General features: G+C 66.7%; 21 protein-coding genes and 3 tRNA genes. 11 read left to right on the top strand and 13 right to left on the bottom strand.

What is annotated here, in order from left to right:
• The 4 genes from WB508_RS11170 to WB508_RS11155 form a co-directional block, all read right to left on the bottom strand.
• Positions 1 to 1,799 (bottom strand): fatty acid synthase subunit beta domain-containing protein (locus WB508_RS11170; RefSeq protein WP_423844960.1); only part of this gene is annotated, 1,799 nt, incomplete at its 3' end.
• 91 nt (positions 1,800 to 1,890) lie between these two features.
• Positions 1,891 to 2,649, bottom strand: coding sequence for an SDR family oxidoreductase (locus tag WB508_RS11165; protein WP_423844959.1), 759 nt, complete (start codon positions 2,647 to 2,649; stop codon positions 1,891 to 1,893).
• Positions 2,646 to 3,866, bottom strand: coding sequence for an acetyl-CoA C-acetyltransferase (locus WB508_RS11160; RefSeq protein WP_423844958.1), 1,221 nt, complete (start codon positions 3,864 to 3,866; stop codon positions 2,646 to 2,648). Before WB508_RS11160 ends, WB508_RS11165 begins: the two co-directional genes overlap by 4 nt.
• Positions 3,867 to 3,908: 42 nt before the next feature.
• Positions 3,909 to 5,054, bottom strand: coding sequence for an acyl-CoA dehydrogenase family protein (locus tag WB508_RS11155; protein WP_423844957.1), 1,146 nt, complete (start codon positions 5,052 to 5,054; stop codon positions 3,909 to 3,911).
• 80 nt (positions 5,055 to 5,134) lie between these two features.
• On the opposite strand from WB508_RS11155, the gene WB508_RS11150 reads away from it, so the two are divergent.
• The gene (locus WB508_RS11150) at positions 5,135 to 5,725 is read left to right on the top strand and encodes a TetR/AcrR family transcriptional regulator (protein ID WP_423844956.1); all 591 of its coding nucleotides are present in this window, start codon (positions 5,135 to 5,137) and stop codon (positions 5,723 to 5,725) included.
• A 13-nt stretch (positions 5,726 to 5,738) separates the two neighbouring features.
• On the opposite strand, the gene WB508_RS11145 is transcribed toward WB508_RS11150, so the two are convergent.
• A complete protein-coding gene (locus WB508_RS11145; protein ID WP_423844955.1) occupies positions 5,739 to 6,281 on the bottom strand; it encodes a YceI family protein in 543 nt (180 codons plus the stop codon).
• Positions 6,282 to 6,381: 100 nt separating this feature from the next.
• Here WB508_RS11145 and WB508_RS11140 point away from each other — a divergent pair, with 100 nt between their 5' ends.
• Positions 6,382 to 6,861 carry a MarR family winged helix-turn-helix transcriptional regulator gene (locus WB508_RS11140; protein WP_423844954.1) on the top strand — a complete coding sequence of 160 codons (480 nt, stop codon included), beginning with the start codon at positions 6,382 to 6,384 and terminating at the stop codon, positions 6,859 to 6,861.
• Between the two features lie 20 nt (positions 6,862 to 6,881).
• Here the strand turns inward: WB508_RS11140 and ettA are convergent, their stop codons facing one another.
• The 4 genes from ettA to WB508_RS11120 form a co-directional block, all read right to left on the bottom strand.
• On the bottom strand, positions 6,882 to 8,564 hold the full coding sequence (gene ettA, locus WB508_RS11135; RefSeq protein WP_423844953.1) for an energy-dependent translational throttle protein EttA: 1,683 nt from the start codon (positions 8,562 to 8,564) through the stop codon (positions 6,882 to 6,884).
• A gap of 38 nt (positions 8,565 to 8,602) precedes the next feature.
• Positions 8,603 to 10,264 (bottom strand): GTPase family protein, encoded by a 1,662-nt coding sequence (locus WB508_RS11130; RefSeq protein ID WP_423844952.1) that lies wholly within the window; start codon positions 10,262 to 10,264, stop codon positions 8,603 to 8,605.
• Positions 10,261 to 11,988, bottom strand: coding sequence for an ABC transporter (locus tag WB508_RS11125; RefSeq protein ID WP_423844951.1), 1,728 nt, complete (start codon positions 11,986 to 11,988; stop codon positions 10,261 to 10,263). The genes WB508_RS11130 and WB508_RS11125 overlap by 4 nt, the downstream gene beginning before the upstream one ends.
• Before the next feature lie 74 nt (positions 11,989 to 12,062).
• Positions 12,063 to 13,259, bottom strand: a complete 1,197-nt coding sequence (locus tag WB508_RS11120) for a PrsW family intramembrane metalloprotease (protein ID WP_423844950.1) — start codon at positions 13,257 to 13,259, stop codon at positions 12,063 to 12,065.
• A gap of 53 nt (positions 13,260 to 13,312) precedes the next feature.
• Between WB508_RS11120 and WB508_RS11115 the strand changes: the two genes are divergently transcribed.
• The 4 genes from WB508_RS11115 (at position 13,313) to WB508_RS11100 (ending at position 14,914) form a co-directional block, all read left to right on the top strand.
• A tRNA-Arg gene (locus tag WB508_RS11115) sits at positions 13,313 to 13,386 on the top strand.
• A gap of 161 nt (positions 13,387 to 13,547) precedes the next feature.
• Positions 13,548 to 14,162 (top strand): LysE/ArgO family amino acid transporter, encoded by a 615-nt coding sequence (locus tag WB508_RS11110; protein WP_423844949.1) that lies wholly within the window; start codon positions 13,548 to 13,550, stop codon positions 14,160 to 14,162.
• A 21-nt stretch (positions 14,163 to 14,183) separates the two neighbouring features.
• On the top strand, positions 14,184 to 14,561 hold the full coding sequence (locus WB508_RS11105; RefSeq protein ID WP_423844948.1) for a fluoride efflux transporter FluC: 378 nt from the start codon (positions 14,184 to 14,186) through the stop codon (positions 14,559 to 14,561).
• Between the two features lie 11 nt (positions 14,562 to 14,572).
• Positions 14,573 to 14,914, top strand: coding sequence for a fluoride efflux transporter FluC (locus WB508_RS11100; protein WP_423844947.1), 342 nt, complete (start codon positions 14,573 to 14,575; stop codon positions 14,912 to 14,914).
• Positions 14,915 to 15,100: 186 nt separating this feature from the next.
• Here the strand turns inward: WB508_RS11100 and WB508_RS11095 are convergent, their stop codons facing one another.
• On the bottom strand, positions 15,101 to 15,868 hold the full coding sequence (locus WB508_RS11095) for a DsbA family protein (protein WP_423844946.1): 768 nt from the start codon (positions 15,866 to 15,868) through the stop codon (positions 15,101 to 15,103).
• Positions 15,869 to 16,023: 155 nt separating this feature from the next.
• On the opposite strand from WB508_RS11095, the gene orn reads away from it, so the two are divergent.
• The 3 genes from orn (at position 16,024) to WB508_RS11080 (ending at position 17,174) form a co-directional block, all read left to right on the top strand.
• A complete protein-coding gene (orn, locus tag WB508_RS11090) occupies positions 16,024 to 16,635 on the top strand; it encodes an oligoribonuclease (RefSeq protein WP_423844945.1) in 612 nt (203 codons plus the stop codon).
• A gap of 60 nt (positions 16,636 to 16,695) precedes the next feature.
• Positions 16,696 to 16,771 (top strand) — tRNA-His (locus WB508_RS11085).
• Positions 16,772 to 16,844: 73 nt separating this feature from the next.
• On the top strand, positions 16,845 to 17,174 hold the full coding sequence (locus WB508_RS11080; protein ID WP_423844944.1) for a hypothetical protein: 330 nt from the start codon (positions 16,845 to 16,847) through the stop codon (positions 17,172 to 17,174).
• Here the strand turns inward: WB508_RS11080 and WB508_RS11075 are convergent.
• The 3 genes from WB508_RS11075 to WB508_RS11065 are packed head-to-tail and all read right to left on the bottom strand — an operon-like array spanning position 17,171 to position 20,710.
• Positions 17,171 to 17,935 (bottom strand): DUF4097 family beta strand repeat-containing protein, encoded by a 765-nt coding sequence (locus tag WB508_RS11075; RefSeq protein ID WP_423844943.1) that lies wholly within the window; start codon positions 17,933 to 17,935, stop codon positions 17,171 to 17,173. The genes WB508_RS11080 and WB508_RS11075 overlap by 4 nt on opposite strands.
• 10 nt (positions 17,936 to 17,945) lie before the next feature.
• Positions 17,946 to 19,676, bottom strand: a complete 1,731-nt coding sequence (locus WB508_RS11070) for a glycerol-3-phosphate dehydrogenase/oxidase (RefSeq protein WP_423844942.1) — start codon at positions 19,674 to 19,676, stop codon at positions 17,946 to 17,948.
• Between the two features lie 47 nt (positions 19,677 to 19,723).
• Entirely contained in the window at positions 19,724 to 20,710 is a 987-nt protein-coding gene (locus tag WB508_RS11065) for a pirin family protein (RefSeq protein WP_423844941.1), read from the bottom strand.
• Positions 20,711 to 20,821: 111 nt separating this feature from the next.
• Here WB508_RS11065 and WB508_RS11060 point away from each other — a divergent pair, with 111 nt between their 5' ends.
• Together WB508_RS11060 and WB508_RS11055 are read left to right on the top strand one after the other, a co-directional pair.
• Positions 20,822 to 22,360: a phytoene desaturase family protein gene (locus WB508_RS11060; RefSeq protein ID WP_423844940.1), complete on the top strand. Its 1,539-nt coding sequence runs from the start codon at positions 20,822 to 20,824 to the stop codon at positions 22,358 to 22,360.
• Positions 22,361 to 22,401: 41 nt separating this feature from the next.
• Positions 22,402 to 22,474 (top strand) — tRNA-Lys (locus WB508_RS11055).
• The last annotated feature ends 102 nt before the right edge of the window (positions 22,475 to 22,576 follow it).

The raw sequence follows: 22,576 nt of genomic DNA, 5'->3' as shown, positions 1-22,576 counted from the left end.
ACGATGTTGTCGACGCGCCGCAGATCGGCGTACGTGCTGATCATCAGATCATCGAGGTCCTCCCACGAGTGGTGACCACCGGCGCGGCCACCCTCGATCTGGACGATGATCGGGACGGGCGACACCTGCTTGGCGATCGCGATGACGTCGCGAATCTGGCGCACCGTGCCCGGCTTGAACACAACGTGCTCGATGCCGACCTCGCGCAGCCCGGCGACCAGCTCGACGGCTTCGTCGAGCTCGGGAATGCCAGCGGTGACGATCAGGCCGTCGATGGGGGCACCGGCTGCACGCGCACGCTGCACCAGGCGCTTCTGCCCGACCTGCAGCTTCCACAGGTACGGGTCGAGAAACAGCGAGTTGAACTGGTAGCTGCGACCCGGCTCCAGCAGGTCGTCCAGCTCGGCGACGCGGTCGGCAAAGACCGGTTCGGTGACCTGCCCACCGCCTGCCAGCTCGGCCCAAAAGCCCGCGTTGGCCGCGGCCGCGACGATCTTCGCGTCGACGGTGGTGGGCGTCATGCCGGCCAGAAGCACCGGTGACCTGCCGGTGAGTCGGGTGAAGGATGTCTCGACCCGGGTGGCGCCATCGGGAAGGGTGATGACGGCCGGCGCGAACGAGGACCACGGCGTGGCCCGGCGAGGCGTGCCGCCGCTCGTGGTCAGTTCGCGATGACCTCGGCGGGTCGTCGTGGCAATCACGGCCGCACCACGAATCGCCACCTCACGCGACGAGAGGCGAGCGGCGAGGTCGCCGGGGCCGATGTCAAGCACCCAGCCGGTGCCAGCGCTGGTGGCCTGCACCAGGTCAGCGACCCAGTCGACTGCGTCGACGATCGAACCCATCGTCAGGGCGCGACCGCGCTCGGCATCAAGTCCGCAGGTCTCGGCCCACGCGGCGACGAGATCGGCGGCTTCGGCCAGGTCCGGATGGTGGAAGGCCATGCGGATCGGCAACGGCTCGAGCACTGGCGCAAAGGGAGCCCCGCCGGTGACCTTGCGGTCGCGATCAGCCTGCTCCGCCGCAGCGACCTGCTCGAGACGAGCCGTCAGGGCAACGAGATCGTCGGCCGGACCGGACAGCACGACGGAGCGACGCCCGTTCCGGAGGCGAGCCACGACGCGGCTGCCGTCCGGCTGGGCGGCCACGAGGGACTCGATCCGCTCAGGCGACACGCCGGAGACGCTGAGCATGGTGTCGCCCAGCAGTCCGCGGCGGCGGCCGACGAGGCGAGCAGCGACGCCGATCAATCGCGCGTAGGACAGCAGGTCGGCGTCGGACACACCCGCAAAAGCCTGGGCGGCGAGGTGGCCCTGCGAGTGACCGATGACCGCGACGGGAGCGACGGCTCGAGGGTCGAGACCTTGGTGAACCAGCGCGCGGAGTCCGGCCAGCTGCGTGAGCAGGATGCCGGGAATCGACACGGCCGGGTCGTCGAGGCCCGCAGGCAGAGCGGGAGCGTCGTCGTCCTCAGCGGACTCCCCCACCGCGAGCACGTCGACCCATGCCATCGGATCGAACGGGCGACCGGCGCGAGCCAGCTCGCCAGCGACCGGTTCCAGCCGGACGGACGCCTCGGCGACCAACGCGGCGAGGTCGTTCTCGAGGACGTGATCACGCACGAGCTCGGACAACGGCTCCAACCACGGACCGCCCTGTCCTCCGAACGCAAGCGCGTACGGCTCGCCGGCGTTCAACCGATCGACCAGCGCACCGGAACGGATTCGCTCCGGAGACGAAAGTCCGTCACCACGAGCGGCGGAGGCGGACAGGAGCGGGTGAGACGAAACGGGAACCATGGACCCATCCTCGCAAAACATGAGGCTTTCCTCAAGTTAATCGTGAGGACTTCCTCATGTTTCGTGCTTCACCCGCCACCCTTGCTCCCGTTCACACGCCGCCAGTGAGCATGACTCCGCCATCGATCGTGATGTTTTGACCCGTGATCCACGACGCATCGTCGCTGAGCAGAAACGAGACGAGCGAACCGATGTCGGAGGGCACACCCAGTCGCTTCATCGGATACGCCGATGCGACCTCTTCCTCGCGCCCTTCGTACAGAGCGTTGGCGAACTTGGTCTTGACAACAGCCGGGCTGACCGCGTTGACCCGAATGTTCGGGCCGAGCTCGACGGCCAGCTCGGCCGTCACGTGCGCGAGCGCTGCTTTCGAGGCGCCGTACGTACCAATTCCGGGCGCAGGCCGCAGGCCGGCGACCGAGGCGATGTTCACGATCGCTCCGCCGTTCGTCTCCAAGGAGGCACGGTACGCCTTCTGCGCCCACCCGATGGCCGCCACGACGTTGACCTCGAAGATCTTGGAGGCCGCGGTCAGGTCGACGTCAATCATGCGTCCGTAGACGGGATTGATGCCGGTGTTGTTGACGAGATGGTCCAGGCCGCCGAAGGCGTCGATCGTGGTGGCGATGACCTCGTCCTGGTGCGCGAGATCATCGGCTGCGCCGGCCACGAAGATGGCGTGCTCGGGGCCGCCGAGCTTCTCGGCTGCCTCGGCGAGCGCGTCGGGCTTGCGAGCCGTGATGCAGACCCGGCCCCCCTCGGCCACGAGGCGTTCGGCCACGGCGAAGCCGATGCCCCGGCTCGCGCCAGTGACGATCGCGACGCGGCCGCGGTGGACGCCCACTGTCACGACAGGCGCTCCAGCACCATGGCCATGCCCTGTCCGCCGCCGACACACATCGTCTCGACGCCGAACTGCTTGTCGTGATGCTGCAGCGAGTTGATCAGCGTGCTGGTGAGGCGCGCTCCGGTCATGCCGAACGGGTGGCCGACAGCGATGGCGCCACCGTTCACGTTGAGCTTGTCGATCGGGATGCCGAGCGCCTGAGCCGAACCCAGGGCCTGCACGGCGAAGGCCTCGTTGATCTCGAACAGGTCGATGTCGTCGATCGCCATCCCGGCGTGGCCGAGGGCCTGCTTCGTCGCCTCGATCGGACCCAAGCCCATGATCTCGGGCGACAAGCCTGAGACACCGGTGGACACGATGCGAGCCAGCGGGGTGAGACCGAGCTCCTTGGCCTTGGCATCGCTCATGATGACGACCGCGGCGGCACCATCGTTGAGCGCACAGCAGTTGCCGGCGGTGACGGTGCCATCGGGCCGAAACACGGGCTTGAGCCCGGACACGGCCTCCAGCGTGACCCCAGCGCGTGGTCCGTCATCGAGACTGACGGTCGTGCCGTCGGGCAGCGTGACCGGCGTGATGTCCTTGGCCCAGAATCCGTCATTCAGTGCCTTTTCGGCGAGATTCTGGCTGCGCACGCCGAACTCGTCCTGCTCCTGGCGGCTCATGCCGATCTTCTGCGCGACGTTCTCGGCCGTCTGGCCCATCGCGATGTAGGCGTCAGGCAGGTTGCCATCCTCACGCGGATCACTCCACGTGGCGGCACCGCCTTCGGCGCGCTCGGCGGTGCGGGCGACGGCGGGGTCGAACACCGGGTTCTGGGTGTCCGGCATGCCGTCGGCGTTGCCCTTCGTGAAGCGGCTGACCGTCTCCACGCCGGCGGAGATGAAGACATCGCCCTCGCCAGCCTTGATGGCGTGCATCGCCATGCGGGTGGTCTGCAGGCTCGACGAGCAATAGCGATTCACCGTGACGCCGGGCAGGTGGTCGAAACCAGCCAGCACCGACACGACGCGAGCCATGTTGAAGCCCGACTCGGCGGCCGGCTGACCGCATCCCAGGTGCAGGTCGATGATGTCCTTGGGATCCAGCCCGGGCACCTTGGCGAGTGCAGCCTGGACCATCTGCACCGTGAGGTCGTCGGGACGGATGTCCTTGAGCGACCCCTTGAAGGCGCGGCCAATGGGTGAGCGAGCGGTCGAAACGATGACTGCTTCAGGCATGGTGTCCAGCTTTCCGTTGAGGTTTCGGTGCAGCAGTGTGGTCTAGAAGCCCAGGTCGCGGCCGATGAGCTCTTTCATGATCTCGTTCGAGCCGGCCCAGATCTTGCTGACCCGAGCATCGCGCCAGGCGCGCCCGACACGGTACTCGTTCATGAATCCGTACCCGCCATGCACCTGAACGCAATGATCGAGCACGTCGTTCTGCACCTGCGAGCTCCACCACTTGGCCTTGGCGGCATCGATCGCGGTGAATTCGCCTGCGGTGTGGGCCAGCACCCCTTGGTCGACGTACGCTTCGGCGACCTCGATCGCAGTGACCAGCTCGGCGAGGAGAAATTTGTTGTGCTGGAAGGCGCCGATGGACTGGCCGAAGGCCCGTCGCTCGTGGGCGTACTGGATGGTCTCGGTGAGAATCTGCTTGGCATGGGCGACGTTGCTGACCGCGCAGGTCAGCCGCTCCTGTGGAAGACGTTCCATCATGTAGATGAATCCGCGGTCGATCTCGCCGATGACGCGGTCCTGGCCGACCCGCACGTCCTGGAAGAACAGTTCCGCGGTGTCGGACTCGCTCTGGCCCACCTTGTCGAGCTTGCGACCGCGACTGAAGCCCTCGTCGGTGGCCTCGATGCCGAACAGGGTGATGCCCTTGGCGCCCTTGTCGGGCGAGGTGCGCACCGCCGTGATGACCAGATCAGCGGAGTAGCCATTGGTGATGAACGTCTTCGAGCCGTTGATGACCCAGTCGTCGCCGTCACGGACCGCCGTGGTCTTCAGCGCCGCAAGATCGGAACCACCGGCGGGCTCCGTCATCGCGATGGCCGTGAGGATCTCACCGGTCGCAGCGCCCGGCAACCAGCGCTGCTTCTGCTCGTCCGTGCCGAGATCGACCAGGTAGGGCATGACGATGTCGCAGTGGATGCCCGTGCACGATCCGAGGGCGGCACTGACCTTGCTCAGCTCCTCGGCCCAGACCGCGTTGAATCGGAAGTCCTCGGCGCCCGCGCCGCCGAACTCCTCGGGGATCTCGAGTCCGAGCAGTTCCTGCTTGCCGGCCTCGAGCCAGTACTCGCGCGGCAGACCCTTGTCCTCGATGAAGCTCTCGAGGTGGGGAGCGACGGACGTGGTGAGGAAGGCCGCACACGAGGCACGGAAGGCCTCGTGGTCAGGATCGAAGATCGAACGGCGCATGGCTCGCTCTCTGTGTGGGCTGGTCACGAAGTACAACTAAGCGCTTGCTTAGCATGCAGTCGCTCCGCCATGCTGTCAACATGACCGAACTCACGGCGAACGGGGGTCCCACGGCCCGCGAGCGACTGCTGGACGCTGCCGTCGAGGCGTTCGCTGAGAAAGGTTTTGCCGCTACCACGACGCGCGACATCGCCTCCCGCGCTGGCATGAGTCCGGCAGCGGTCTACGTGCACCACGACTCCAAGGAGAGCCTGCTCTACCGGGTCAGCCTCGACGGCCACACCCACGCGCTGCGGATCATCACCGAGGCGGCCGCGACGACGGATTCCCCCACCGAGCGGGTGCGCCAGATGGTGCACGACTTCAGCCTGTGGCACGCGGACCACAGCCGCGTGGGGCGGATCGTGCAATACGAGTATCACGCCCTGACCGACGAGCACCGCGCCGAGATCGGGACTTACCGGCGCAAAATCGAACAGACCATGCAGAACGCCCTGACCGAAGGTGTCGATCAGGGCGTTCTGGCGGTCGATGACATCCCGGGAACTGCCTTCGCGCTGTTGTCGCTGGGCATCGATCTGGTGCGCTGGTTCGAGCCTGGCGGATCGTGGACCGGGGAGGGTCTGGCCGACCTGCACGCCAGACTGGCCGTCCGCATGACCAGCGCGTAGAGGACAGCTGGCCTCAGGGCTGCAGCACGTACTCCGCGGTGATCAACAAGGTGATCTTGTCGCCGATCATGACCTTGTCGCCGTCGAGCGGCACGTTGAAATCGATGCCGAACTCCTTGCGGCTGATCTGCCCGGTGGCTTCGACGCCCACGCGGGTGCCCCCCCACGGGTCGCCGCCCTCGCCGAGCAGCTCGACGTCGAGGTCGATCGACTTCGTGACGTCCTTGACGGTCAGGTCGCCGGTCACGACGAGGTGGTCGCCGTGGGCGACGACGCCAGTGCTGGTGAAGGTCATGGACGGGTGCGTCTCGGCGTCGAAGAAGTCTCCAGAACGCAAGTGATGGTCGCGGTCGGCGGTACCGGTGTTGACCGAGCTGAGGTCGACCGAGACCGACACGGTGGACGATGCGACGTCTTCGGCTGTGACCAGCGTCGACTCGAACGTGTCGAACTTGCCGCGAACCTTGCTCATGATGTGACGAACCGAGAACCCGACCTCGGCGTGCGTCGGGTCGATGGTCCAGGTTCCAGTCGAGACGGACAGTGCTGCAGTCATGGGGGCTCCTTGGAAGAATGGGGTCGTTTACGATTCAACTAATATCCTACACTATTTGATTCAACTTTCAACAATCAGCCGATTCCGCTAGTCTTGATTCATGGAGATCTCGACCGAAACCCCGTGGCTGACGCCCGCGCAGCAGGTGTCATGGCGTGATTACATGGTCGGCACGACGGCCCTGATCGATCAGCTCGACCGCGATCTTCGTCAGATGCACGGAATCTCCCTGCACGAGTACGAGATCCTGGTCCGCCTCTCCGAGGCGGAAGGCCACGCGATCCGCATGGCCGAGCTGGCGGCCTCCTTGTCGCACTCTCGGAGCCGCATCACGCACACCATCTCGCGACTCGAGAAAGCCAGTTATGTGGCTCGAGGCCAATGTTCCGATGACGGCCGCGGCGTCTCAGCTGTCATGACGGACGCCGGCTACGCGGCCCTGCGGGAGGCTTCACACACCCACGTCGAGGGTGTGCACCGACTCCTGATCGCCCAGTCCTCGGACCAGGAACTCGAGGTCATCGGTCGCGTCTTCGCGCGCGTCCTCGAAACGCTCAACTGCCCCCGCCTCCCCGCCTGACTCCCGCAAAAATCGGGGAATCAGTCGCGGGTCAGGCGGCGGTGGGTGACCCGGTGAGGTCGGGCGGCCTCGGCGCCCAGGCGTTCGATCTTGTTGTCCTCGTAGGACTGGAAGTTGCCCTCGAACCAGAACCACTCCGCCGGGTTCTCATCGGTTCCCTCCCACGCCAGGATGTGGGTGGCGATCCGGTCAAGGAACCAGCGATCGTGTGACGTCACCACGGCGCAGCCCGGGAAGTCCAGCAGCGCATCCTCCAACGAGGACAGCGTCTCGACGTCAAGGTCGTTGGTCGGCTCATCAAGCAGCAGCATGTTGCCGCCCTGCTTGAGTGTCAGCGCCAGGTTGAGGCGATTGCGCTCGCCACCAGACAACACTGCAGCTTTCTTCTGCTGGTCTGCACCCTTGAACCCGAACGACGCCACGTAAGCGCGGCTGTTCATCTCGAAGTTCGCCACCTTGATGAAATCGAGCCCCTCGGACACGACCTCCCAGACGTTCTTGCTCCCGTCGATCTCACCGCGGTTCTGGTCCGCATAGCTGATCTTGACGGTCTGGCCGACGTCGAGCGCGCCGGAGTCGGGCGTCTCGTCACCGATGATCATTCGAAACAACGTGGTCTTGCCCACGCCATTGGGTCCGACGACGCCGACGATGCCAGCCCGCGGCAGCGTGAACGAGATGTCGTCCCACAGCAGACGTCCTTCGAAGCCCTTGGTGAGGCCCTTGGCATTGAGCACCACGTCTCCGAGTCGGGGGCCGGCCGGGATGTTGATCTCGGAGGTGTCGATCTTGCGAGCCTTCTCGGCCTCGGCGGCCAGCTCCTCGTAGCGCGCCAGACGCGACTTGGACTTGGTCTGGCGTCCCTTGGCGTTGGAACGCACCCAGGCCAGCTCGCGCTCGAGCATCTTGGCGCGCTTGGCGTCCTTGTTTCCCTCGATCTTGAGTCGATCCTTCTTGGTCTCCAGATAGGTGGAGTAGTTGCCCTCGTACCCGTGGATCTGGCCGCGGTCGACCTCGGCGATCCACTCAGCCACGTTGTCGAGGAAGTACCGGTCGTGCGTGACGGCGAGGACGGCTCCGGGGTAGTTCTTCAGGTGCCCCTCGAGCCACTGCACGCTCTCGGCGTCCAAGTGGTTGGTCGGCTCATCGAGCAGCAGCAGGTCGGGTTGCTGCAACAGCAGCTTGCACAGCGCGACCCGGCGACGCTCACCACCGGACAGGTGATCGACCATCTCGTCTGCGGGAGGACAGCGCAGCGCATCCATGGCCTGGTCGAGCCGGGAGTCCAGCTCCCACGCGTTGTGGGTGTCGAGGTCCGTCTGCAGCTCGCCCATCTCGGCCAACAGCGTGTCGTAGTCGGCGTCCGGCTCAGCCAGTTCTTCGCTGATCTTGTTGAAGCGGTCCAGCTTGCCCTTGATCTCAGCGACGGCTTCCTCGACGTTCTCCAGCACCGTCTTGCCCTCGGTCAGCGGTGGCTCCTGCTGGAGCATGCCGACGGTCGCGTCGGGATCGCGCACCAGCTCGCCGTTGTTCGGGTGGTCGAGCCCGGCCATCAGCTTCAGCAGCGAGGACTTGCCCATCCCGTTGGGCCCCACGACGCCGATCTTCGCGCCATGCAGGAAGGACAGGGTGACATTGTCGAGCACCACCTTGTCGCCGTGGGCCTTGCGGACATTTTGCAGCGAGAGGACGTAGTCAGCCATGCCGTTCAGCCTATCGAGCGCCCTGTCAGCGGCCGTGTTCAGCCCTGTGCGGCGAGCAGGCCTTCGCGGTAGGTGACGTACTCCCCGAGCGTCCGCTCGACCGGCTGGATGACCTGTTCGTCGGCGACCTGCGAGATGGATGCGCGCAGCACCGCGTCGGCCCGATGGGCCTTGCGCCGGCCCGACAGCCACGAGAACACGCGCGAGGCGAGGCCCACGACGATTCCGGCGACGAGGCAACCGACCCCGACGACCGCAGCCAGCGGGACACCGCCGACTTCGGCGTAGTCCGGGACGTCGAAGGGAAGGTCGACACGCGGCTGGAGTGCACGGACGGCGGCGTACAGACCGGCGGCCACGGCGCCCAGCAGCAGAAGCCACTGCACCAGGTGCACCGCACGGGCCCACACCGGAACGCGGGCCACCTTGATGTTGGTGTCGCGCATCGCGTGGTCGAGTGCCGTTGCGACGTCGCCATCAGCACCCGCCGCGGCTCGAATCGCCCGGCGCCACGGACGCGCCAACGACTCGGACAGCCCATCGACCATCTGGCGAACCACCAGCTCGGTGCTGGCCCGCTGCACCGGTCCGACCTCAGGCACCACCGCGTCGGCCAGGGCCGCAGCCGTGTACTCCTCGCCGAGGCCGAGATCCTCCGAACGGTCCTTGCGCAGACGCCCCACCCAACGAGCGATCGGCCAGCCCGTCCGTTGCCTGGTGCGGCGACGGGTCGAGGTGCGAATGGCCGTGGTGATCTGTGGAACGCCAGCGCACTCAGCCAGCTCGTCGACGAACCGCTGGCGCACCTGGGGTGTCAGCTCGGCAGCAGGAGAGGATCCGGCTACGCGCGCGACCGTGTCGACCGCCGCCTGGATGTCGGCCATCAACCGCGACTTGGCGGCAGCCTTGGAACGAATGCGGCTGGCGAGCTCGCGCTTGAGCTCCTCGATTCCATCCCCACGAGTGGCGGACACGCCCAGCACCTTGACGTTGGTCAACCCGTCCTGCTCCACCAGGCGCCGCACGTCAGCAAGAGCCGTGGCGCGCATCTCGTACGGCACCTTGTCGATCTGGTTGAGGACGACGAGCGTGACCTCACTGAAGGCAGCCATGGGTCGGATGTAGCGATCATGGATGGCGGCATCGGCATACTTCTGCGGATCGAGGACCCAGACCAACATGTCGGAGTACTGCACCAAGCGGTCCATCTCCACGTGGTGTGCGACCTCGGTGGAGTCGTGGTCAGGCAGGTCGAGCAGAACCAGTCCCTCGAGGCTGGTGTCCTTGGACGACCTGTCGAGCATGCTCATCCGAGACACCTGGTGACGAGCGGGTATTCCCATCCACGCCAGCAGCTCGTCGGCGCCATCGGGTCCCCAGGCGCAGGCCAGTGCCCACGACGTGGTCGGACGACGGACGCCAGTGCCCGCCAGCTCCATGTCTGTCAGGGCGTTGAACAGCGATGACTTTCCCGATCCGGTGGCGCCAGCCAATGCCACGATGGTGTGTTCACCTGACAGCTTCAACCGTTCTGCCACCCGGGCGGTGAGGGCCTCGGCCGGTGCAAGAACATCGGCGTCGACCCGACCGCGGACAGCCGTGACCATGCGCTCCAACCCGTCGATGCGCCGTCCGAATCCATCGGACATCGGCGGCGGTGCGACCGCTGGAGCGGCGACGACCTCAGGTACCTCGCTCATACCGTGATCTGGCCGTTCAGGAAGTCCATGTGGCGAGCCGACTCCGCCTTCCGGGCGGCATCGCGCACGTCACGTTGACTCTCGCGCACGAGATCTGGGCCGACGAACAAGTCGGCGAAGCGCCTCTGCTCCCCGGCGAACAACTCGGTGGCGCGCGCCACGAGGTCCTCGTGGGCCTGTTCGACCATGGAGCTGACCCTTTCGACACCGAACACCACGTCCAGAACGCCTCGGCCCGCCGCCGACAGGCGATCGAGGTCGCCGGCTACCAGCACCAGCGTCTCGGTGAGCAGCGCGGCCGTGATGCCCCCGTCGACCTTGACCGAGCTGTCGGCCGGCGCGGCCGCACGAGCCCGGTCGGTGACGTCAGAACGCCACTGCTCCACCAGACGTTCGGCATTCTTGCGGAGGTCGGCCGAGGCACGATCGCCCCCCGTCAACAAGTCCAGTCGTGATCTGCCTGACGCGATGTCGGACCACAGAGACGTGATCTGCTCGGCCGCCGCGTCGGCGCGATCGACCAGCAACGAGGTGAGCGCGTTCTCGACCGCAGCCACCACGTCAGCGCCTTTGACACCCTGGCCCGAGATGCTCGAGGAGAATCGCTCGCGCAGGCCACCACCGGTCTTCTCGATCGACTTGACCAGGTCGCCCGCGGCGATGAACTCCTGCCAGCGCGCCATGACCTCACCGGTCATCAAGGTGCCGTCGGCGGTCTGCGCGACCACGTGCTCGAGACCATCGCGGTAGCTGGCGTCCACCCCGGACTGCAGCTCCTCGGCGACCTCGAGCTGGTCGTCCATGGCATCGGCGATGTCGTGGCTGCGCAGCACGATGTGGCGCACAGCGCCATCGAGCGTGCGACCGACGACCAGGCGCCGGGCAGCTGGGTCGGCGGCCAGGTCGTGCAACCAGCCGGTGATCGGCGCGACCAGTGCCGGATTGAGCCGGCCGTCTGAGTCCACGTCGGACTCCGGCACGGAGAACAGAGGTGAGTCCGACAATCCCCGTGAGGTCATCATGCGCGCCAGATGTCCGCGGACCTCAACGATCGCGTCCGCCGCCGTGCGATCGAGGACCACGGCGACTGAGGTGGCGCGCTCGCTGGCGCGGCGCAGGTAGTCCCACGGGACCTGGTCGGCGTACCGGGCAGCCGACGTGACGAACAGCCACAGGTCGGCGGCCGCGAGCAGCTGCGCAGCGAGATCGCGGTTGCTCTGGTCGATCGAGTCGACGTCGGGGGCGTCCAGCACGGCCAGGCCCTTGGGGATCTTGTCTGTGCAGACGAGGCGCAGGCCGAAGGCTGAGCCCTCGTCCACCCGGTCGAGATCGGGCAGCAGTCGCTCGCGCCCAAACCACTGCTCGTCCTCGGGGTGATGCACCAGAACCGGTGACCGTGTCGTGGGCCGAAGCACTCCAGCCTCGGTGACGACCTGCCCGACGAGTGAATTGACCAAGGTGGACTTGCCGGCACCAGTCGATCCGCCAACGACGGTGAGCAGCGGGGCGTCCAGCTGGACCAGTCGCGGCAAGATGTAGTCGGAGAGCTGGTCGGCCACCTCGGTGCGCGTGGTGACGGCCGCGGCGGTCGACGGCGTGTCGTAGTCGAGCAACGCAGCGCGAACGGAGGCCAGCAGGTCGCCCATGGCAGCCAGCAGCTCGGCTGAGGCGTGGGTCTTGTGTGCGCCCGATCCGTCTCCGCTTCCCGTCGATGTCACGCTCATCAGGCTAGTCGACGTGTGGACCGGACCCGGGTTCCCGACACATGCGTGGGGCCACAATTTGCCGCGCGAGGCGTTCAGGGCCGATTCAGCGGAGTGAGCGCAGGTGGCAGGCGGACAAATGGCCGGACCTCGTGCATCGCGTCGAGCAGCGCGAAGGTGCGCTCCACGCCGTGGGGGATGGTGGCGCCGGTCATGACGCGGTGGTGCAGAAACGCCATCTCGGTGGCGAGCTGTTGATACCGCGTGACGGCCTTGGCCGTGGTCCTGCCGTGCTGGGACCGTGCGTACCGGCGGGCGGTTCTGCGGTACGCAAACCGTGAGAGGTAGGGGATCTCGGCCGGGTGGATCCAGCCCCGCTCAGCCACGTACGACAGCGACTGCTCCAGCGTGCGCACCTGTCGTACGCGGACGACGATGGCGATCGTTGCCAGCACCGCCAACAGCAGTCCGAGCGCCAAGTAGACCAGGATGAAGCCCATACCCCCGCCGTAGCTCAACGAACCGTTCCACAGGGCGTGCATCAGGATGCTGGCGAAGAGCCCCATCACCAACAAAGCGGCCTTGGTCCACCGCGACTTCCGAGTCACGGCAAGGCCCATTGCGATGCCGAAGGCCGAGGTGAACAAGGGGTGGGCCAGCGGGCTGAAGACGCCGCGGACCACAAACGTCACGGTGGCCCCCTGCACACCAGCGATGGGAGTCTCAGGAGAGCCGAGGTAGGTGAACGCGTAGTAGCCAATGTTCTCGACGAAGGCGAAACCGATGCCCACCAACCCCGCGAGGATCAACCCGTCGAGCATTCCGTCGATCACGCGCCGAGCCCGCAGGAAGATCACCACCAAGAACAAGCACTTGGCGGGCTCCTCGGTGATGGGTGCGATGAACGACGCCATGGCGTCGTCGCTGAGGTCGAACACTTGCTGGATGAGGATCTGCAGCACCAGCGCGATGGCGACCGCCACGACACCACCCCACACGAAGGCGGCGAACTTGTAACGACGCGGCTCGGGTTCGTACCGGTCGAGCCACCAGTAGGCGAGCCACAGCAGAGGCAGTGGGATCAGCGCGTAGCCGATGGAAACGCTTGCACCGGTGACGTCCTCTGCCCCCAGGGAGATGGCGACCACCCCCACGACGCCGAGGACGCTGACCACGACGACGGCAGCGATCCACCACCGGCGCCCACGCTGACGAAATGCTTCGGTGTAGACCGGGAGAGGGCCGGGCGGGACCACCGGCTTGGCAGCGGAAGTCGTCGACGCGTCACTCACGCGGCCAGCGTAGGGGATCGTAGCGACAGCCACGACAGATACGCTGGTCAGGCGCGCCCGTAGCTCAGGTGGATAGAGCAAGAGCCTTCTAATCTCTAGGTCGCAGGTTCGAGTCCTGCCGGGCGCACCCCGTGACTCACCTGTGTGCTGCACAGCGGGTCATGCCGGCATCGTGTTCTTCTGAGGGGACTTCATCACCATTCACCATCATGTGCGGCTGGTAGCAGGAGAAGGCTCACCGGTGCGTGGCTGTCGTCGGGGAGCTCATCGAGGCACAGAGGTGCGCTCGTGGCCCCGTTGCTGACCACCCTCACCGGCTTCGGCTTCGGGATCACCCTGATCGTCGTCATCGGCGCCCAGAACGCCTACGTGTTGCGTCAGGGGCTGCGCCGCGAACACGTGGCCATCGTGGTCGGAATTTGCGCAGCGTCCGACGCCCTGCTCATCATCGCCGGAGTGGGCGGACTCGGCGCCATCATCGACGCAGCGCCTCGCGCGCTCGACGTCATGAGGGTCGTCGGCGCCGTGTTTCTGCTCGGATACGCGTTCGTCGCCGTCCGCCGGGCGATGCACCCCCAGGTGCTCGACCCCGCCAGCGACGCTGGACCCGTCATCACGGCCCGTCGAGCGGCGACGACGGCGCTCGCGCTGACCTGGCTGAACCCGCACGTGTATCTCGACACGGTGTTGCTGCTCGGTTCGGTGGCTCGGTCTCACGAGGCCGACCGTTGGTGGTTCGGCTTCGGTGCGATGGTCGGCAGCGTGGTGTGGTTCTCGGCGCTTGGATTCGGCGCACGCCTGCTCCAGCCACTCTTCGCTCGGCCTCTCGCGTGGCGAGTGCTCGACACCTTCATCGCCGCGCTGATGGTGATCATCGCCACGACCCTGCTGCGCGAGGTCTGAGCCACCCGCGAGAATGGCGGCATGTCACACGCCCGATCCGCCGCGCTGGTCCTGGTCGGAGGAGCCGTCGGCACCCTTGGTCGGCATGGAGTCGCTGAGTCGTGGGCCGCTTCGTCATCAGTCTGGCCCTGGCCGACGTTCGTCGTGAACATCGTCGGCTCGTTGGCTCTCGGCCTGGTGGTCGTGCGGATGACGCGGCCCGACCATGATGGTCGCCTGCTCCTCGGCACCGGGTTGCTCGGCGGCTTCACCACCTACAGCGCCTTCGCGATCGAGACCGACCGGCTGTTCCGCGACGACCGCCTCGTCCTGGCAGTGCTGTACCCGCCGATCACGGTCACGCTGGGCATCGTGGCAGCCGTCGCTGGCATGCTGCTCGGTCGGCGGCAGATCGCATGACCCTGGTGCTGGTGGCTCTCGCAGGAGGCCTCGGTGCGGCCGCCCGATACGGCGTGGACCTCGCACTGTCGTCACCCACCACGTCGCGACTCCCCCATGCCACGCTTGCGGTCAATCTGACCGGATCGCTCCTGATCGGACTGCTGGTCGGGGCGTCCGCCGGAGCCGACACCCTGACCGTCCTGGGCGCGGGTCTGCTCGGTGGTTACACCACGTTCAGCTCAGCCTCGGTCGAGGTGGCGCGTCGAATTCTCAGCGGACGCCGCATCGACGGCATGCTCACGGCGATTGCGATGATGGTCGGCTGTGTCGGACTCGCCTCGGTAGGAGTGTTTCTCGGCCACCTGGTCTGACACGCCTCAGACTGCCGGGCCGGCTCGGATGTCGTCGCGCATCTGTACTTGTTCGGGGCAGTCGTCGACCACGTCGACCTTCTCGACCACGCAGCCCTCCTGTGCAGGCAAAGAGCAACAAGCCAGCAGCAACAACTGCCGCCGCGGCCGGTGACTTCGTGATCGTCCCGCAGTGAATTCGGTGACTCAGCCCTTGGCGCCGGCGTCGATGGCCTTCTGCAGGACGTCCGGTGTCGGGTTCTCGACGACCTCGCCGGCCACGTAGATCGTCGGCGTGCCGGTGACACCGTTCTTCGTGCCGGCTTCCTTGGCATCGTCGATCCAGCGGTTGAACTTCTCGGTCTTGATGCACGAGTCAAGTCCGGACAGACCGAGGGTCTTCGCGGCCTCGATCAGTTCAGCGTCTTCTGCACCGGGGGTGCCCTCCTCGGGCTGGTTCAGGTACAGGTAGTCGTGCACCTTCTGGTAGTCCGCGGGGCCGCCCGCGTCGAGCGCGCACAGCGCGAAGTTGGTGGCGCGATGCGAGTACCGGTTCGGGCTGCCGCCGAGCTCGTCCAGGAACGAGAACGGTCGGTAGGTGATGGTGATGGCGCCGGATTTGACCTGCTCCTTGAGGAACTCACCGCTGGTGGCCTCGAACGAACGGCAGCCGGGGCACTGGAAGTCCTCGTACAGCTCGACCGAGACAGGATCGTCGGCCGGCTCGCCGCCGGCAGCGGCGGCGTCGTAGACGATGCCGTAGTCGTCGGTGACATTGGCCGGCGTGTTGAGCGCGGTGTCCTTGGCGTTGCTGTCGCTGACGCTCTTGATGGCCACCCCGGCCACGACGACCAGGATCAGGACGACGGCGACGATGCCCACCGAGATCAGGTTGCGCTGACGCTTGTCGGCTTTCTCCCGCTCCTTGCGCATCTGCTCGGCGCGGGCGGCTCGTTGCTGGCGGTCGTTGGCCACTCTGAGGTCTCCTGGTCTGGGTGGGGCACCACGGACAACAACGTCGAGGTCGGTCCGTTGGTTCCAGCGCTGGGTTTTTCGTGCTGGGGGTTCCGTCGCCGAGCCTACCGGCCGTGGGTCAACGCCTCTGTGCGTGGCGTACTAGGGTTCCTCGGGTGAATGACAAGCTGGTGTGGATCGACTGCGAGATGACCGGACTCTCCCTCGAGCATGATGCGCTCGTCGAGGTGGCCGCTCTCGTGACCGACTACGAGCTCAACGTCCTCGGAGACGGCGTGGATCTGGTCATCAGACCGCCACAGCAGGCTCTGGAACAGATGAATGACTTCGTGCGCGCCATGCACACCACGTCAGACCTGATCACCGAGCTCGACTCCGGCCTGACGCTCGCCGACGCGGAGGAGCAGGTGCTGACCTACGTACGTGAGCACGTGCCAGAGCCCGGCAAGGCGCCCATGGCGGGAAACACGATCGGCACGGACCGCGCATTTTTGGCGCGCGACATGCTGGGGCTCGAAAGCTGGCTGCACTATCGCGTCATTGACGTCTCCTCCATCAAGGAGCTGGCTCGTCAGTGGTTCCCGCGGGCCTATTTCGCAGCTCCGGCCAAGGCGGGCAACCACCGTGCGCTGGTCGACATCCAGGAGAGCATCGAGGAACTGAGGTACTACCGCCGCGCGGTGTTCCAGCCCGCGCCGGGCCTCGACTCCGAGGCTGCCAAGGCCATCGCGACCGAGGTCGCCGGCTCGCTGACGGGGCAGGTCTGACACCTCCCGCGGTTGCGGTAGACTTGATGTCGCCGTGCCGGGCACAACCTGGTACGCGTGGTGGGCGTAGCTCAGTTGGTAGAGCACCGGCTTGTGGTGCCGGTGGTCGCGGGTTCAAGTCCCGTCGTTCACCCCACGGATCGGCCCTCCGACCGGCATGATCGCCGGATGGGGGGCCGATCGCCGTGTGATCGGGCTAGGCTCGGCGCATGGCCGAGCCGAAGCACTCCCAGCAGACCGTCCAACTACGCAAGAGCGCCGCGCGCGTGCTGCAGGTGGTGTGCACGCTCATCGCTGTCATGACCGCGATCGCTGCCATCGCCGTTGCAGCCCGCAACAGCGTCAACGGCGACAACGTGCTGATCGAGCTCGTCACCGGTGTGGCCAACACGTTCGACGGCCCCTTCAGCCGAACCAATGGCGTCTTCGACTTCAACGGCGACAGCGCCGAGACCCGCAATGCGTTGGTCAACTGGGGCATCGCCGCGGTGGCGTGGTTGGCCATCGGGCGTGTGCTTTCGGCAGTCGTGCGCCCCTAGCTGGTGGTCAGGGTGATGTCGCCGCTGCCGGTGGTCACGCGGACGAACCCGTCGCCGTCCGAGTCGGACGTGAGCTGTGATCGCACCTGGCCGCTGCCCGTCTTGGTCGTCACGCCGTAGGAACGATCCCCTGAGGGGATCATCGCCCGCACGTTGCCGCTGCTGGTGGTGGCCTTGAACCCGAACGGCTGGGTCGCGAAGTCGGCTTCGATCCCACCCATGGCCGTCTCGACCTGGAATTCGTCGACACCCAGCCCCGTGGCCTTGACGTCTCCGCTGGTGGTGCTGACGGTGAGAACGCCCTTGGAGATGGACACCGCTCGCACGTTGCCGTCCGTGGTGCGGATGACCAAAGGGAGGCCGGGCGGCACCTGCAGGGTCGTGGCCACGCCGCACCCCGGGTTGAGCCAGGCCTGACACACGCTGACGATCTTGATCTCGTCGTCTCGCCGCCCGACCTGATAGTCGGTCTTGCGCAGGCCGCTGGTGATGCTGGACGTGATGGTCAGCAGGTCGGGATCGCCCTCGACGATGCGGATGTCTGCATCAGTCGCTGTGACGACCAGCTGGGCGACCTCGCCAAGATCGACCTGACTCGTGGCCACGCGGGTGTCACGCGTCAGGATCGAGGCGCCGAGCACCATCGCCGCGAGCGCCGACACCGCCACCAACGTGCTGGCCACCGTGATGACGGTCCGGACCGCCGGCGATCTGACGTCGTAGTCGGCAACAGTCTCTACCGGTTCGGCGCGTCGCTTCATCGGGTGGACCTCACGCGGTGACCGACACCGGCACGACGTCACCGGCGCCCATGCGCGCAGCGTCTGCCGTCTCGTCGTCCGGCATGGTCTGGCTCTCACGCTCAGCTTCGACGCGCTTGAGATAGTGATTGACCTCGTTGGCTTGCTGCTCAGGGGTCCAGCCGAGCACCTCGCCCATCAGGGTCGCGACCTCCTCGGCGACGACGGTGCCGCGGTCGAAGGTCTCGATCGAGATCCGCGTGCGGCGGGCGATCGTGTCCTCGAGATGCCGCGCGCCCTCGTGGGTCGTCGCGTAGACCACCTCGGCGCGCAGATAATCGTCGGCACCGGTCAGCGGATCGCCGAGGTCCTTCTGCTCGGCGATGAGGTCGAGCACCTCATGAGCCAACGATCCATAGCGCTTCAGCAGGTGCTCGATGCGGCCGATGCCGAGCCCGCTCGCCGACGCCAGCAGATGGCGCTGATTCCAGACCGCGTCGTAGCCGTCGGCGCCCAGCAGCGGTACGTCCTCGGTGCACGATGGCGGCACCATGCGGTCCAGGTGGCTGGACATGGCGTGCACAGCCGCGTCGACTGCATCCTTTGCCATGATCCGGTAGGTCGTGTACTTGCCACCAGCGACGACGACGAGCCCCTTGACGCTGGTCGCCACGGCGTGCTCGCGCGACAACTGGCTGGTGGCGTCGTCCTCGCCGTGCAGCAATGGCCGCAGACCGGCGAACACGCCTTCGACGTCGTCGTGGGTCAGCGGCTCGACCAGCACGGCGTTGATGTGATTGAGGAGGTAGTCGATGTCGCTGCGGCTGGCGGCTGGGTGGTCCTTGGACAGCGACCAGTCCGTGTCGGTGGTGCCGATGATCCAGTGTCGGCCCCACGGGATGACGAACAGCACCGACTTGCCGGCGCGCAGGATCAGGCCAGACTCGCTCCGAATGCGGTCGCGCGGGACGACGAGGTGCACGCCCTTGCTGGCGCGCACGTGAAACTGCCCGCGCTCACCGGCCAGCGCCTGGGTCTCGTCGGTCCAGACGCCGGTGGTGTTGACGACTTGGCGAGCCCGAACGTCGAACTCGCGACCTGACTCCAGGTCCTTGACAGTCGCGCCGACGACGCGATCGCTCTCGCGCAGCAGGCCGATGACGCGGGTCCGGCTGGCCACGTGCGCGCCATAGGCGGCGGCGGTGCGGGACAGGAACATCGTGTGGCGGGCGTCGTCGACCTGCGCGTCGTAGTAGTGCAGGGCACCGATGAGGGCGTCTCGCTTGAGGGCTGGAACCAGCCGGCGCGCGCCGCGTCGGGTCAGGTGGCGGTGGTGCGGCACGCCGCGGGATCGACCCGACAGGGCGGCCATCGAGTCGTACAGGGCGACGCCGGCGCCGGCGTAGACCCGCTCCCAGACCCGATGCTTCAGCGGATACAGAAACGGGATCGGATGCACCAAGTGAGGGGCGAGCTTGTCGAGCAGCAGACTGCGCTCGGCCAATGCCTCGGCGACGAGGCGGAAGTCGAGCATCTCCAGGTAGCGCAGGCCGCCGTGGATCAGCTTGCTGGACCGGCTCGACGTGCCGGACGCGAAGTCGCGCGCCTCGACCAGGCCCACGGAAAGGCCTCGGGTGGCAGCGTCGAGGGCAGCACCGCCGCCAACCACCCCCGCGCCGATGACGAGCACGTCGAGCTGCTCGATCTCCATCGAGTCGAGGGCGGCCTGACGAGATTGCGGGGACAGAGCAACCGATCGCATGCGTTCAGTCAATCAGCCTCGGTCGAATGGTGTCGCAACGAGGTGCGTCATCTGATCTCGCCGCTGACGTCACCATGCGGAATCTTCTGGGTCGGGATGGTGCCGAGGCGGCCCTTCTGGAAGTCCTCGAACGCCTGCATGACCTCAGCCTTGGTGTTCATCACGAACGGACCGGCCCAGGCGATCGGCTCGCGGATCGGCAGTCCTCCCAGCACGACGACGTCGAGCGACGCGTGCCGCGACTCCTGACCACTGGAAGCGCCCACCGTGATGCTCTCTCCGTGACCCAGCACGGCCAGCTGTCCGGTGTGGATCGGTCGACGGTCGTGTCCGACGTATCCATCGCCGCCCATGACGTAGACGAGCGCATTGAAGTCCGTGCGCCACGGCACGACCAGCTCGGCACCCGGTGCGAGCGTGGCGTGCACCATCGCCATCGGTGTGTGGGTGCTGCCGGGACCCGTCACGCCGTCGACCTCGCCCGCGATGACGCGGAGCAGTGCCCCGCCGTCCGGGCTCGAAGCCAGTCCGACGTCGCTCCCGCGGATGTCTTGGTAGGCCGGGGGCTTCCACTTGTCAGCTCGCGGCAGGTTGACCCACAGCTGCAGGCCGTGGAAGAGGCCCCCGGACCGGACGAGCCACTCAGGCGGCGTCTCGATGTGCAGCAGTCCACTGCCCGCGGTCATCCACTGCGTGTCGCCGTCGGTGATCGAGCCGCCACCGCCGTGACTGTCCTGATGGTCCATGACGCCGTCGATCATGTAGGTCACGGTCTCGAAGCCACGGTGCGGGTGCCACGGAGTCCCCTTCGGCTCGCCGGGCGCGTACTCGACCTCGCCCATCTGGTCGAGATGGATGAAGGGATCCAGGCGTGCCGGATCAACACCGGCGAAAGCGCGGCGCACCGGAAAGCCCTCCCCTTCATACCCCTGCGGTGCGGTCGTGATGCTGACCACGGCGCGGTCCTCGGTCTGGGCTGTTGCGGCGGTCACGCGCGGCAGCGCGGTCCAGTCGGCGACGGTGATGGCGGGCATCTCGGCTCCTCCTACGTTGGTAATCTCAATATAGTTCAACGTTCAATCATTGTCCATTCATTCCCACCCTCGATCTGCCGTGCTGCGAGCCGCCCTCGATAGGCTCCCCCCATGTCAGATTCCAGCGGGACCGACGTGCAGGTCGTCATCGTCGGCGGCGGCCACAATGCGCTCGTCGCAGCGATCTATCTCGCCAGAGCTGGCCTTGGGGTCGAGATCGTCGAGCAGCTGTCCCAGGTGGGCGGAGCAGCGATCAGCGCGCAGACCTTCGAGGGCCACGATGCCCTGCTCTCGCGGTACTCCTACCTGGTCAGCGTGATGCCACAGTCCCTGATCGACGACCTCGGCCTCCAGCTCGAGCTGCTGTCGCGTGACGTCGCCTCGTACTCGCCGCACGCCGGTGGCGGCCTGTTGGTCGAGACGGTCGAAGGACCCGCCACCCGCGACTCCTTTCGCGACCTGACCGGGTCCCACGCCGAGTTCACCGCCTGGCAACGCTTCTACGCCGAGGTTGGCACCATCGCGGCGGCGATTGCACCGACGTTGCTGTCTCCGCTCCCCCGCGCGGCCACCGTGCGTGCTGCCGTCGACCCGACGATCTGGGCCGATGTGGTCGACCATCCACTCGGCACAGCCATCGAACGTCGCTTCACCCACGACCTGGTGCGCGGGGTCGTCGGCACCGACGCCCTGATCGGTACCTTCGCGTCGCTGCACGATCCGACCCTGATTCAGAACCGCTGCTTCTTGTACCACCTGATCGGCAACGGCACCGGCGAGTGGCGCGTGCCGGTCGGCGGCATGGGTGCCGTCACGGGAGAGCTGGAACGGGTGGCTCGCGAGTCCGGAGTGACGATCCGGACCCATGCTCGCGTCACCGAGGTCGAGGCGCGGGACGATCACGTCACGGTGCGCGGCGACGACTTCGCGATCCACGCCGACTGGCTGCTCAGCGGCGTTGCACCGTACGTGCTGGACCTGATGCGAGGGCACCAACCCGGAATCAAGCCGTCCGGCTCTCAGCTCAAGGTCAACCTGCTGTTGTCTCGACTTCCCGCCCTGAAGTCGGGTGTCGACCCAGCCATCGCCTTCGCCGGCACCTTCAACGTCGGCGAGACGATGACCGAGCTGGAGTCGGGCTGGCACCAGGCGGCGCACGGCGCGCTGCCCGAGCGCGCCGCGGGCGAGCTGTACTGCCACACGCTGACCGACCGGTCGATCCTCGGTCCCGATCTGGCCGCCACCGAGGCGCAGACGCTCACCTACTTCGGCCTGCACACCCCCTACGAGGTGCTGCCCGACGACGCAGCCGCCGACGAGGCGCTGGCCCGCATGATCGCGGCGCTGAACGAGCACCTTGCCGAGCCGATCGAGCCGCTGATCCTCGGAGTGGAGCGCAAGTCGCCCCGAGACATCGAGGCCGCCCTGGGCATGCCCGGCGGACACATCTTCCACGGCGACCTGCAGTGGCCATGGCTTGCCGACGCCGAGACCGCGACGCTGCCCGCCGAGCGCTGGGGTGTCGACACCGACCACCCGCGGATCCTGATGTGCGGGTCCGGAGCGCGCCGAGGTGGCGCAGTGAGTGGCCTCGGCGGCCACAACGCCGCCCATGCACTGCTGGACTTCCTTGCCGCCCAGCAGCACTGATTTTCGCTCCACGGGATGCTGGTGATAAAGTTTTCACGCAAGCACCCTTAGCTCAATTGGTAGAGCAGCTGACTCTTAATCAGCGGGTTCCCGGTTCGAGTCCGGGGGGGTGTACCGCACGAACGGCCTTCCAGATGGGAGGCCGTTCGTCCTTGCCGCAGCGGGGGATCTCACCTCGCGCGATGGCTCCACTCGATCTTGGGGCAGGTGTCCATC

The sequence above is a fragment of the Aeromicrobium sp. genome, from assembly GCF_049586495.1.
Classification (GTDB): domain Bacteria; phylum Actinomycetota; class Actinomycetes; order Propionibacteriales; family Nocardioidaceae; genus Aeromicrobium.
The sequence above is the reverse complement of the archived record's forward strand: the minus strand, read 5'-3'. Positions and strand labels throughout refer to the sequence as shown.